Raw genomic sequence first — 12,239 nt, 5'->3', positions numbered from 1 at the left:
AGAGAGTGGGATGAAAAAAGAGGATAAGCGGGATGTTGAGATCAGCAAAGCAGCGGAGCGTATCGAGCGAAGCCATAATGCCAGAAAATGGTGGGTTTCAAAGGGGGCGTCAGGACGGCGTGAGTCAGAGGTGTTACAAGGATTACATAGGTCGCAAGGGTTTCAAGAATCGCAAGGGTCGCACAGGTTAGACGAATCTCGGGGATATACGCTTGTTGAGATCATTCTCGTCTTGGCCTTGCTCGGCGTTCTTTTACTGGTGGGCGGACCTTTTTTGAGCCGCTGGCATGGGCAGCTATCGCTTGAAGCGGCGGCCCGCCAAGTGCAGACAGATCTGCTTTCGGCCAGGGACAAGTCGGTGCTGGAAAAACGGACGGTGGCGCTGGTCTTCACGATCGGCAGCCCCCAGTACCGCATCACTTACAGTGATGATGAAACCGAATTTCAGGGACGCACCCTCCCAGGAGGAGTTGTCGTGCAAACAACCAGTTTTAACGTGAACTCGCACTTTTATCGGAATACCTTTATTTTTGCCACTGACGGTCGGGCTGGCATGCCGAGTATGGGGGGGACGGTGATGCTGCGAGGGACCAATGGACGCAACCGTTATGTGATCGTATCGCGAAATGGACGGGTGCGCATTGATACGATACTGCCACCGAGCAGCGAAATCCCGTGATGAGCGAGGGTTGGCGCAAGCTCCGTTGGGAGGAGTGCAGGCGAGAAATGGATGGGAAGCGCCAGTATGAGACGCAAGCAAAGCGTGGGGAGAAAGCGGACGTGAGGGGTAGGCGGTTCGCTTTTGGGAAGCAGTCGTGGAAAGAAGTCACCGGGCTAACCCTCATCGAGGTGGTTCTGGCTATGACCATGGCGAGCATCCTGCTCCTGATGGGCTTGCGGTTGCTCAACACAGGCATGTCCATCGTCAACACAGAAAGCCACCGCATGGAGGGGAACAGCGGCGTCCGCTGGGTCTTAGCTTGGATGGCCAAGGATCTGCGGTATGGGCGTGGCATCCGCATTTACAGCGGCGGCGCCCGAGTCGACCTCCAAGTACTGATCGAGAACAACAGCGGCCTTTTGACCTGGACCGATGTTCGGTACACCCTGGAGGCAGGCACCGTCCAGCGACGGGAAGGGGCGGACAAAAAGCCGCTCGCTTCCGGCATCGAAAGCTTGCGCGTCACACAGCTGGCGGCGCCTGCCGGTTCGGGCGAATCGCCCATTCAAATTATGGTAAAGCAGGCCGGTCACAGGAGGAACTCTCGTTCCTTCGTCGAACTTTCTACCGTAGTCGTACCTCGCGGCGTTGTTCCGTAGCATTTGAAGACGCGCCAGAGGGGCGCCGGGAAGGCGCCTTCCGCTCTCATACATTTCCGGTGCAACCGGGGGAGGGTACAGGATGATCCACAATCTCATGGAGGGCGTCGTTGAAAACTTTCTCGACGATTTATTGGCCCAGCATCCCGAAGTCTGCCGTTGTAGCCAATGCCGCAAGGATATCATGGCCGCGGCGCTGAACCGTCTCCCGCCACGGTATGTCGTCACCGACAAAGGGGAAGTCTATTCGAAGATCAATATGCTGGCCAACCAGTTCCATGTCGATGTCATCGGCGCCATCGCCCATGGAATGATGCTCGTCGCCAAAAACCCTCGTCATGTGAGACCGGAGGTCACCCTGGAGGCGGCGGAACCCGCCAACGCAGGTGGCGACGAATAAGGACTGGAGGGGGAGCCCTTTGATTCATCGACCCGCTGTCGACGACCTGCGGGATGTGCTCCAGATCGCACTGCGCCAGGGCGCTGATTTTGCCGATATCTTTATCGAGAAGAAGTCGGTCAACGGGATCGGCTGTGATGACAACAAAATCGAGCGGATCAATTCGGGGATCGATATCGGCGCCGGCATTCGCGTCATCGCCGGGGAGTCGACGGCCTACGCCTACACGAATGATCTTCGTTTGGAGGGACTGGGTCACGCGGCCCAGGTGGCCAGCCATGCCGCTCGCGGCGGCGCGGCCTCCCGTTCCATCGACCTGACGCGGCGGTCGTCTCCGGTGGCGATGACCATCGAGTCACGCCCTGACCAGGTGGCGATCGAGGATAAAGTGGAACAGGTCCTGCGGGCCAATCGCCATGCCCGTTCGCTGGACGACCGGATCAAACAAGTGACCGTCGGGTATGGCGATGTGGTCCAGGAAGTGACCATCGCCAACTCGGAAGGCGATTATATCGAGGATGAGCGGATCCGCACACGCTTCGTCGTCCACGCTGTGGCGGCGGACGGCGCCGTCATCCAGACAGGCTATGAGGCCCTGGGCGGGACGAAGGGCTTTGAGATCTTCCGGGAGCGCGATCCGGAGTCGCTGGCCCAGGCGGCGGTTGACCGGGCGCTGCTGATGCTGACGGCCAAGCCGGCCCCTTCGGGCAAGATGCCTGTCGTCATGTCCAGCGCTGCCGGCGGCACCATGGTTCATGAGGCTTGCGGCCACGGCTTGGAGGCCGACTTAGTCCAAAAAGGCCTCTCCGTCTACGCCGGCAAGGAGGGCCAGCAGGTGGCGTCACCGCTGGTGACCGTCATCGATGACGGCACGATCGCCGGCAAGTATGGCACCCTCCGCTTTGACGACGAAGGGACGCCGGGACAGAAGAACGTCCTGATCGAAAAGGGAATCTTAAAGGGGTTCATGCACGATCGCTTCACTGCAGGGAAGGAGAAACGGTCCCCCACCGGCAACGGCCGGCGCGAGTCCTACCAGCACAAGCCCCTTCCGCGCATGACCAATACCCTCATCGCCTCGGGCGACGAGATCCCGGAAAAGATCATCAAGGACACGAAGCGGGGCCTTTTCGTCAAGAAGATGGGCGGCGGCCAGGTGAATACGACCAACGGCGACTTCGTCTTCGATGTGGCGGAAGGCTATCTGATCGAAAACGGCGAGATCGGCGCGGCGGTGCGCGGCGCCACCTTGACCGGCAACGGCCCTGAGGTGCTGGGGCGGATCGACCGCGTCGGCAACGACCTCGGCTACGCCATCGGCACCTGTGGCAAAGACGGCCAGGGAGCGCCGGTGTCGGACGCCCAGCCGACGCTGCGCATCACCTCCCTGATCGTGGGGGGAACCGGCGCGGCGGAGAGCGGCCATGATGACGATCAAGGGGTCGCCGTCACACCGGCTGGCGGCTCCGGCGCCGGTGGCGAACTGCGTCGCCTCTCAGCGATGGAACTGTTGAACTGTCCCGCCGGACGGATCCGGCGTCTGTAACCCCCATAGGGCCATGCCCGTAGTCGCGGGTGTGGCTTTTTTGGCGTCGTCCGGCAAGCGGATTTGCCGGAACGGGCAAACTGACAAGAGGAGGTGTGGCGGTGAGTCACCTTGCGATGCGGGAACTGGCCCGCCGGATGGTCGAACGGGCGCAGGCGAAGGGCGCGAACCTGTCCGAAGCCTACGGCCTTGACTCTAAAGAACTGTCGATCGATGTCTCCAAAGGCATCGTGGAAACGATGAAGCTGGCCGAGGATCGCGGCATCGGCATCCGCGTCTTTCAAGGCGGAAAAATGGGTTACTCCTTTACGTCTGACCTTTCGGAAAAAGCGCTGGAGGAGACCGTCGACAGGGCGCTGGCCAACGCCCGCTGGAACGCCGAGGACCGCTTGCGGGGCTTGCCAGGAAAAGCGAACCGGTATCCGGACGTGAAGACCTATGACCCGGCCATCGCCGGGGTCCCGGTGGAACGAAAGATCGAACTGGCCAAAGAGATCGAGGCGACGGCGAAGGCCGTCGATCCGAGGATAAAAATCATCGAGCGTTCCAGCTACGCCGATGCCGAGTACACGGTGACGATCATCAACTCACAAGGTGTCGACGTCGCCTACCAAGGCGCTTACTGCGGCGGTTACGCCTACCTCGTGGCCGAGGAGAACGGCGAGAACCAGACCGGCTTCTCCCTTTCCTACGGCTTAAGCTTCGACGGCATCGATCCGAAGCAGATCGGCCGTGAGGCGGCGGAGAAGGCGCTGCGCATGCTCGGCGCGAAGCCCGTATCGTCCCGGCGCGCTCCTGTCGTCTTTGATCCCTATGTGGCCACCCAGTTCCTCGGCATCCTGGCGCCGTCGCTGACGGCGGAGGCCGTCCAGAAGGGGAAATCGCTCTTCGCCGGGAAAAAGGGTCAGCCCATCGCCGCCTCGGAGGTGACCGTCATCGACGACGGCCGCATGGAAGGGCGCATCCTCTCGGCCCCCTTTGACGGCGAAGGCGTGCCCACGTCGCGGACGGTGCTGATCGACAAGGGAACCCTCGAGGGCTACCTGCACAACACCTACACGGCCGCCAAAGAGGGTTCGGCCTCGACCGGCAACGGCTCGCGGGGCTCCTTCCGGGGGACGCCGGAAGTGGGGACGACCAACTTCTATCTGGCGGCAGGCAGCCGCCCGCCGAGCGAACTGATCGGCGAGATTGAATCGGGTTTTTATGTCACCGAGGTGATGGGCATGCACACGGCCAACCCCATCTCGGGCGATTTTTCTGTCGGTGCCGCTGGGCTGCTGATCGAGCAGGGGCGGCTATCCCGACCGGTCCGAGGCGTGGCCATCGCCGGCAACCTCCTCGACTGGCTGCAAGGGATCGACGGCGTCGGCAGCGATCTGACCTTCTTCATCGGCAAGGGCGCGCCGACACTGCGCGCCAAAGAAATGGCCATCAGCGGCGCCTAAGTCGTTGTTGCCGCCGGGGCTTTTGTGGTAAAATGCTGAGGGAAATGGGGGATCTCGCCTGAACGCGCGCATTTTGCTGCTCAACGGTCCCAACCTGAATCTGTTGGGCCGCCGCGAACCTGCCCAGTACGGGATGACGACGCTGGCGGAGATCGAGGAAGCCGTCAGTGAACTCGGCCGCAGTTGGGGTTGGGAGGTTGTCTGTTTTCAGTCGAACCATGAAGGCGCTCTGATCGACTGCATCCATAACGCCTTCGGGCGAGTCGATCTGATCATCATCAACCCTGGCGCTTACACCCATACCTCCATCGCGCTGCGGGACGCCATCGCCGGCGTCAACATCCCGGCGATCGAGGTGCACCTCAGTAACATCCACGCCCGGGAAGCCTTCCGCCATCACTCCTTCATCGCGCCCATCGCCGTCGGCCAGATCGCCGGCTTCGGCGCCGACGGGTACCGCTTAGCCATGGAAGCGGCCCGCCATTACCTGACGGTCCGAAAGGGGGCTATGGCGTGAATCGCGATGAGCGGTCCCTGTGTGAGCAGCCTCTTGAAGCACAACCGTTTAAAGCGCGTTCTTATCAACAAGACTGCCTGGATCAACGCCAAGAACTGCAAAAGCGGGATGCCCATTGCAGGATCACGCGGCTGCGCCAGCGCTGGGATGACGGCATGGACGCGCTCCTGATCTTGTCCCCGGAAAACCGCCGCTATCTCTCCGGCTTCACCGGTTCGGCTGGCTTTTTGCTCATCGACCGGGAAGGCCAGTGGCTGGCCACCGACTTTCGCTACTGGGAGCAGGCGAGCAAACAAGCGCCTGACTGGACATTGCTCCAGCAAAAAGGCGCCTGGACAGGGGCGCTTCTGGAGGCGGTCGCCAACCGGGGCTGGCGGAACATCGCCGTCGAGAGCGATGTGGTCACCCTCGAACAGCAGCAGAAGCTGGAGACGGCTCTGCCCGATGTGAACTGGGTCCCGCGCAAGGGGATCGTGGAGTCGCTCCGGGTGGTCAAAGACGAAAGGGAACAGTTGGCGGTGAGCCGCGCAGCCGCGCTGGCTGACCGGGGTTTTCAACATATTCTGGGTTACATGCGACCGGGGATGGCCGAGCGGGATGTGGCCCTTGAACTGGAGTTCTTTCTTCGGCGGGAGGGCGCCCAGGGCGTCTCCTTCGATTTTATCGTCGCCTCTGGCGAACGATCGGCCTTGCCCCATGGGGTCGCCTCGGACAAGGTGATCGGGACGGGGGAACTGATTACCCTCGACTTCGGATGCATCCTCGACGGATACTGTTCCGACATGACCCGGACGGTGATCTTCGGCCAGCCGACAGCGGAGCAGCGCAAGGTCTACGACACGGTCCTCGATGCCCAGGAACGGGCGTTGGCTGCCATCGCCCCCGGAAAAAGCGGGCGCGCCATCGACCGGATCGCCCGTGATGTGATCGAAGGGGCCGGTTACGGCGACCGCTTCGGCCATGGCCTCGGCCACGGCGTCGGTTTGGTCGTCCATGAAAACCCACGCCTCTCCACCCTGTCTGAGGATATCCTGGAGCTTGGCCATGTGGTCACCGTCGAACCGGGGATCTACATTCCCGGCTGGGGCGGCGTCCGCATCGAAGACCTGGTCATCGTCACAGCCGACGGCTGCCGCAACCTGACCACATCGCCGAAGGAATTGCTCGTCTTATAAGAAGTTTGTATCCCGAATGATTGCCTGCCAAGAGCGCAGTTTCGGGCGATTTGAGCGATTTCGCAGGTTAAGGAAAGTTGCCTGCAGCGGGTGCAGCCGAAGGGCTTTCTCCCGCGCGCAAGCTTTCATGATCATACATCATCCATCAGCCTGACTGGGCATCTAACAAGGGGAAGGAGCATTTTTCGTCCATGATCTCATCGAACGATTTTCGGACGGGTTCGACGATCGAACTGGATGGCGACGCTTTTGTCGTCATCGAATTCCAGCACGTCAAGCCTGGCAAAGGCGCCGCCTTCGTGCGGACGAAACTGAAAAACATCAAGACCGGTTCTGTGGTGGAGCGCACCTTCCGGGCCGGTGAAAAAGTGCCCAAAGCCCGCCTGGAGCGCCGCCAGATGCAGTACCTCTACAGTGACGCCGACGAGTCCTACACCTTTATGGATGTGGAGAACTTCGAACAGATCACGCTACAGCGCAGCCAGATCGAAGAGCAACTCCGTTTCCTGAAGGAAAACATGAACGTCCACGTCCTCACCTGGAACGGCAACCTGATGGGCGTCGAACTGCCCAACACGGTGGAACTGAAGGTGGTCGCCACTGAACCGGGCATCCGCGGCGATACCGCCACTGGCGGCAGCAAGCCGGCCACCCTGGAGACTGGCGCCATCGTCCAGGTCCCCTTCTTCATCAACGAAGGGGAGATGCTGATCATCGACACCCGGAACGGGGCTTACGTTTCCCGCGCCTAAATCGCCATTGCCTAAGAATAATCCCTCCCGGAGATACTACGGATAGCCGATGGCAATCCATAGGAACCGGGAGGGATTTTGTTTTGCAGAAACTACGCCAGCGCATCTCCTACCTGCAAGGACTGGCCGAGGGCATGAACGTGGGGACCAGTTCCCGGGAAGGGCGCCTGCTCACGGAAATGCTGCAGGTCCTCGGCGACATGGCCGACTCGATCGACACGCTGAAAGCAGAGCAGGAACGCCTCGACGAGATCGTCGAGAGCATGGATGACGACCTCTTCCAGTTGGAACAGGACATCTATGAAGACGACGATGAAGACGACGATGAAGACGAAGATGATATCGTCGAGATCGCCTGTCCATCCTGCCATGAAAACGTCTCTTTTGACGCCGAACTGCTTGACGACGATGACTATCTGGAGGTCACCTGCCCCTCCTGCCGGCAAGTGATCTTCGTCCAGGAAGGCGACGAGGATATGGAGGAACGGATACTGACGGGCGGGGAAGAGGAATGCGGCTGTGACTGTGACGATGCAGTCCGTCATCCGCATACCCACTAAGGGCAAAACTCTGCTCAAGGATGAATTTTCCAGGAGTAGCCCGTCATAGGAGCATTGTACCTTTTGGAAGAGAAGGTCTCGCCCGTCAAGGCGCAGGCCTTCTCTTTTTGCATAATCCTGGCAGGGAGGCATATGTTTTTGTAGGGGAAGGGGGGACAAGGATTGCGGTGGCTTTTTTCCGGTGGTGCCGATGGTCTGACGGCGTTTGATGAGGGTGCCGCCGGCAGGCTGGCAGACGATCCGAAGGATATCCGAGACAGTTGCCAAGGATTTAGGGGATGCTTGTCGAGGGACAAAGCCTCTGCGCAACAGGCAGAAGAAAAACAAGAGGCTGATGGAAACTGGCCCGGTCGGCTCATGCCCTACCTGGCCCCCTCGCTTCGCCCCCTCCTGACGGAAGTGCTGGCAGCCCAACCGGGGCTGAGCCATGAGATAACGGAGATCCGGCTCCGCGCTGGTCGACCGCTCGCCCTCTGCGGCAGGTTAGATGACCAATTGTTGCGAGCCGTGACCGAAGAAGAAATCATGCAAACGATTCACCTGATCGCTCACTGTTCGGTCTATGCGCTGGAACAGGAGTTCCGGCAGGGATTTCTGACGCTGCCTGGTGGACACCGGGTGGGACTGGCCGGTCGGGTACTCCTCGACGGTCGGCAGGTGAAGACGATCCATCCCGTTTCTTCCTTGAATATCCGTATCGCTCGCCAGTTTCCCGGCGTCGCCGACCGCCTACTGCCCCAACTCCTTGCCGTTGATGAGGGGATTTTTTTTTCCACCCTGATCATCTCTCCTCCGGGTGGGGGGAAGACGACATTGCTGCGGGATATCATCCGGCAGATCAGCGCAGGGCGACCGGAGTGCCGACTGGCGGGCAAGACGGTGGGGTTGGTGGACGAGCGTTCTGAAATCGCCGCCTGTTATCGGGGCGTTCCGCAAAACGACGTGGGTCCCCGCACCGATGTGCTCGATGGCTGCCCAAAAGCGGAAGGGTTGTTGCGGCTGCTCCGTTCGATGGGTCCCCAGGTGCTGGCCACGGACGAGATTGGCCGCGAAGAGGACGTGCTCGCTGTCGAGGAAGCGGTCCACAGCGGTGTCACCCTGTTGGCCACCGCTCATGGGCGAAACCGGGAAGAACTGCTGACGAGGCCGGGTCTGGAACGGATGTTGAAGCGGAAAGTGTTTCAGCGACTGGTCGTTCTCAGCCGCCGGGAGGGGCCGGGTACGGTGGAAGGCATCTTTGACGCCGGTGGAAATCGGCTGGAGGAGGGAAGGGTATGGCGAAACTGGTCGGCGCAGCGCTGATCCTCGGCGCCTTTTCGGCTGGGGGGTTCATGACGGCGAGGGATCTTCACCAGCGCAAGCAGATCCTGGCGTCGTTGCAATCGGCGCTGGGGATGCTGGCGACAGAGGTCGCCTTCCGAGCGACCCACCTGCCTGAAGCGCTTGAGCAGGTGAGCCGGACCGCCGGTCTGCCCGTCAAAGCGCTCTTTGCCGAAGCGGGCAACCGGTTGCGCCAGGCGGAGGGACAGGCGGCGTCAGAGATCTGGCTGCATTCGGTCGGCGACTGGCTGCCCCGGACGCCGTTGAACCGCTCTGACGGAGAAGAACTGGCGCGTCTAGCCCTCGGCCTCGGCGCAGCGCCGCGGGAGGATCAACTGCACCGCATCGAAGAGGTGAAAAACCGGCTGGCCTATCTGGAGAAGGAGGCGCGGGAGACGGAAACCCGGATGGCTAAAGTCTGGTCCTATGGGGGCGTCCTGTTTGGGGCTGCCGTTGTCCTGGCCATTTGGTGAGGGGGAGGACAAGGGAATGAACATGCTGCAGATCTTTCAGATCGCCGGCATCGGCATCGTCGTCGCCATTTTTTATTCCATACTGAAAGAAGCGAAACGGGAAGAACTGGCGCAACTGTTGGCCATCAGCGGTGTGGCGCTGGTGACGCTCATGGTCCTTCGCCTGATCAGCGACCTCTTCGCTCAGGTCCGGTCGGTCTTTTCCCTCTATTGAAAGCGAAGGCTGCTGAACTCCGCCGCAGCTTCGATGGACCGAAAGCCGGGAGAGGAGGTGTGCCGTGGAGATTCTTCAGGTTGTCGGGGTGGGCATCATTGCGACCATCTTTCTGGTCATCGTGCGCAAGCAGCGGCCCGAACTGGCTGTCCAACTGAGCATCGCCGCCGGGGTGATCCTGTTTCTGTTTGTGCTGAGCAAGATTTCTGCCGTCATTCAGGTCCTGGAGGACCTGGCCAACAAGGCGCAGATCAACCGCTACTACCTGACGACGCTGTTGAAGATTGTCGGCATCGCCTACATCGCCGAGTTTGGCGCTCAGATCTGCCGAGACGCCGGCGAGTCGACGATCGCCACGAAAGTGGAGATGGCGGCTAAGATCCTCGTGATGGTCCTGGCGCTGCCGATCCTGCTGGCATTGATGGATTCACTGATGAGCCTGCTGCCGCGGGGTGGTCCCTCATGAGGCGGCGGGATTGGTTTGCCGGTCGGTTTAGACGAGCGGGTTTTTTTACAAACGCTGAAGCGGCCGCGAACGCCGGGACTGTCTCGCTGGTGTGGCGCCATATCCTCAGGCTGTTCATGGTTCTTCTTCTATCAGTCAGTTATCTTACTCCGGCGGATGCTGCACCAGAAGATGCTCCTTCCGCAGCCGCCGCCTCGGGCGCCTCGCTCATCCCCTCCCAGGGGACTTCCGGCGATCCCTCCGGAGGGGGCAGCCCCGATCCGGCGCCGACAGTGGATCTCTCCGAATTCCAACGGGTCCTCGATGAGTTGGAGCGGGACAAGGGGAAGTACCTGCCCTCTCTGAATCCGCGCACAATCATGGAGGACATCCGCAATGGCCAGGTGAGCCTCTCCGTCGGAGAAGTCTTCCGGGGTGTCATGGGCTACCTCTTTCAGGAGGTGCTGGCCAACACGGCGCTGCTGGGGGAACTGATCATCCTGGCGGTCGTCGTCGCCGTCCTCAACCACTTTCAGTCATCCTTTGAATCAGGGGCCGTCTCCAAGGTGGCCTTCGCCGTCGGCTACATGGTGCTGATCACCATCGCTATCCACAGCTTTTATACGGCCGTTCAGACCGGCCGGGGCGCGATCGAGGACATGGTCCGGTTCATGCAGGCCATCTTGCCGGTCCTGCTCACCCTGCTGACGGCCATGGGTGGCTTCGCCTCAGGAGCGCTTTTTCATCCCGTCATCTTCGGCGCCATCACCCTGATCAGCACCCTGATCAAGGACTGGATCTTTCCCCTCATCCTTTTCTCGGCTGTGCTGGGGATCCTCAATCACGTGTCCCCCCAGTTCAAGGTGAGAAACCTGCAAAACCTGATCAAAGACGGCTACAAGCTGGCCATGGGGCTGTTCATCACCATCTTTTTGGGGGTGATCAGCATCTACGGCGCTGTCGGCGCTGTCGCTGACGGCTTGACGCTGCGGACGGCCAAGTATGCCACCGACGCCCTGCTGCCAGTGGTGGGCGGCCTCGTGGCCGATAGCTTCGAGGTCATCGTCAACTCGTCGATGCTGCTCAAAAACGGCATCGGGATCATTGGCCTTGTCATCATCGCCATCCTCTGCGTCCTGCCGTCGCTGAAGATTCTGGCGCTCGTGCTGATCTACCGCCTGGCTGGCGCGCTGCTCCAGCCCATCGGCGACAGCCCGGTGGCCGACAGCCTGGAGACGATCGGCGCCAGTCTGACCTTGGTCTTCGGCGCCGTCGCCGCCGTGGGGCTCATGTTTTTCCTGGCGCTCACCATCGTCGTCGGGGCCGGCAACCTGACAGTCATGTTGCGGTAAGGAGGGGAGCCGCCTGGACATCCTTCGTCAGATCATCGAACAGGTGGTATTGATCATCCTTGTGGGCACCCTGCTGGACATGCTCTTGCCCAACGGAAGGTTGCAGTCTCTGGTTCGGCTGGTGGCAGGGCTGTTTATCATGGTGGCTGTTCTCAATCCGATCATGAGTTGGGTCAACCGGAACGACTGGGCCGCCACGCTGGGCGGGGACATGCCCGCCCGCGAGGTCTCTGGGTACGATGAGATCCGCCGCAAAGGAGAGGCCATGCGGGAAGAGGGGCTCGAACAGGCTCGCGAAGAGGCAAAAAACCGCTTGCAGCGTCAGGTGGAGGCCCTCGTCGGGCTGAAGCCGGGCGTAAAAGCGGCGGCAGCTCAGGTGGAACTGGGCGGAACGGAGGAGACCCCCTCGGCTATCGGGCAGATCACCGTCACCTTGCGACCGGACGAACCGGCGAAAGGGTCGAAAGAGGCGACAGAAACGGTTGCGCCGGTGATGGTCGACGACGTTCAGGGCCAGGACCCGCAAAAGGGCGCCGGCAACCTTGCGAACGATCCCTGGGCCGCCCCCTCTCAGAGGAGCGAAATCGATAAAGAGGCGACTGCCCAAGCGATCGTGCGGACCTTGTCCGGCTTCTACGGGGTCCCGCCGGAGCGGATCCGGGTTCTCTGGGAGTAAGGAAAGACCCAACATGGAGAAAACGAAAACCGGCGGAAATG

15 protein-coding genes are annotated in these 12,239 nt (G+C 61.0%); all 15 read left to right on the top strand.

Annotated elements, in window-relative coordinates:
- Positions 1-10: 10 nt before the first annotated feature.
- The 15 genes from AC0CW1_RS08520 (at position 11) to AC0CW1_RS08450 (ending at position 12,198) form a co-directional block, all read left to right on the top strand.
- Positions 11-679, top strand: coding sequence for a GspH/FimT family protein (locus AC0CW1_RS08520; protein WP_488182639.1), 669 nt, complete (start codon positions 11-13; stop codon positions 677-679).
- Positions 680-726: 47 nt separating this feature from the next.
- On the top strand, positions 727-1,320 hold the full coding sequence (locus AC0CW1_RS08515) for a hypothetical protein (protein WP_488182638.1): 594 nt from the start codon (positions 727-729) through the stop codon (positions 1,318-1,320).
- 82 nt (positions 1,321-1,402) lie between these two features.
- Positions 1,403-1,720 carry a late competence development ComFB family protein gene (locus AC0CW1_RS08510; RefSeq protein WP_488182637.1) on the top strand — a complete coding sequence of 106 codons (318 nt, stop codon included), beginning with the start codon at positions 1,403-1,405 and terminating at the stop codon, positions 1,718-1,720.
- Between the two features lie 19 nt (positions 1,721-1,739).
- The gene (locus tag AC0CW1_RS08505; protein ID WP_488182636.1) at positions 1,740-3,266 is read left to right on the top strand and encodes a TldD/PmbA family protein; all 1,527 of its coding nucleotides are present in this window, start codon (positions 1,740-1,742) and stop codon (positions 3,264-3,266) included.
- A 101-nt stretch (positions 3,267-3,367) separates the two neighbouring features.
- Positions 3,368-4,714 carry a TldD/PmbA family protein gene (locus AC0CW1_RS08500; protein ID WP_488182634.1) on the top strand — a complete coding sequence of 449 codons (1,347 nt, stop codon included), beginning with the start codon at positions 3,368-3,370 and terminating at the stop codon, positions 4,712-4,714.
- A gap of 73 nt (positions 4,715-4,787) precedes the next feature.
- Positions 4,788-5,231, top strand: coding sequence for a type II 3-dehydroquinate dehydratase (gene aroQ, locus AC0CW1_RS08495; protein ID WP_488182633.1), 444 nt, complete (start codon positions 4,788-4,790; stop codon positions 5,229-5,231).
- A 122-nt stretch (positions 5,232-5,353) separates the two neighbouring features.
- Positions 5,354-6,406, top strand: coding sequence for a M24 family metallopeptidase (locus tag AC0CW1_RS08490; RefSeq protein WP_488184118.1), 1,053 nt, complete (start codon positions 5,354-5,356; stop codon positions 6,404-6,406).
- A gap of 191 nt (positions 6,407-6,597) precedes the next feature.
- Complete coding sequence (gene efp / locus AC0CW1_RS08485) at positions 6,598-7,158, top strand: elongation factor P (RefSeq protein ID WP_488182632.1); 561 nt, start codon at positions 6,598-6,600, stop codon at positions 7,156-7,158.
- An 83-nt stretch (positions 7,159-7,241) separates the two neighbouring features.
- A complete protein-coding gene (locus AC0CW1_RS08480) occupies positions 7,242-7,718 on the top strand; it encodes a CD1247 N-terminal domain-containing protein (RefSeq protein WP_488182631.1) in 477 nt (158 codons plus the stop codon).
- 162 nt (positions 7,719-7,880) lie between these two features.
- Positions 7,881-9,020 (top strand): stage III sporulation protein AA, encoded by a 1,140-nt coding sequence (gene spoIIIAA / locus AC0CW1_RS08475; protein WP_488182630.1) that lies wholly within the window; start codon positions 7,881-7,883, stop codon positions 9,018-9,020.
- The gene (locus tag AC0CW1_RS08470; protein ID WP_488182629.1) at positions 8,993-9,511 is read left to right on the top strand and encodes a hypothetical protein; all 519 of its coding nucleotides are present in this window, start codon (positions 8,993-8,995) and stop codon (positions 9,509-9,511) included. The genes spoIIIAA and AC0CW1_RS08470 overlap by 28 nt, the downstream gene beginning before the upstream one ends.
- A gap of 16 nt (positions 9,512-9,527) precedes the next feature.
- On the top strand, positions 9,528-9,725 hold the full coding sequence (gene spoIIIAC / locus AC0CW1_RS08465; protein WP_488182628.1) for a stage III sporulation protein AC: 198 nt from the start codon (positions 9,528-9,530) through the stop codon (positions 9,723-9,725).
- 64 nt (positions 9,726-9,789) lie between these two features.
- Entirely contained in the window at positions 9,790-10,191 is a 402-nt protein-coding gene (gene spoIIIAD, locus AC0CW1_RS08460) for a stage III sporulation protein AD (RefSeq protein WP_488182627.1), read from the top strand.
- Positions 10,192-10,307: 116 nt separating this feature from the next.
- Positions 10,308-11,522 carry a stage III sporulation protein AE gene (gene spoIIIAE, locus AC0CW1_RS08455; protein WP_488182626.1) on the top strand — a complete coding sequence of 405 codons (1,215 nt, stop codon included), beginning with the start codon at positions 10,308-10,310 and terminating at the stop codon, positions 11,520-11,522.
- 49 nt (positions 11,523-11,571) lie between these two features.
- Entirely contained in the window at positions 11,572-12,198 is a 627-nt protein-coding gene (locus tag AC0CW1_RS08450) for a stage III sporulation protein AF (protein ID WP_488182625.1), read from the top strand.
- Positions 12,199-12,239: the final 41 nt, after the last annotated feature.

This window comes from Heliomicrobium sulfidophilum, from assembly GCF_057715735.1.
Note: the sequence above shows the minus strand (reverse complement) of the source record. Positions and strands in the feature narration are given on the sequence as shown.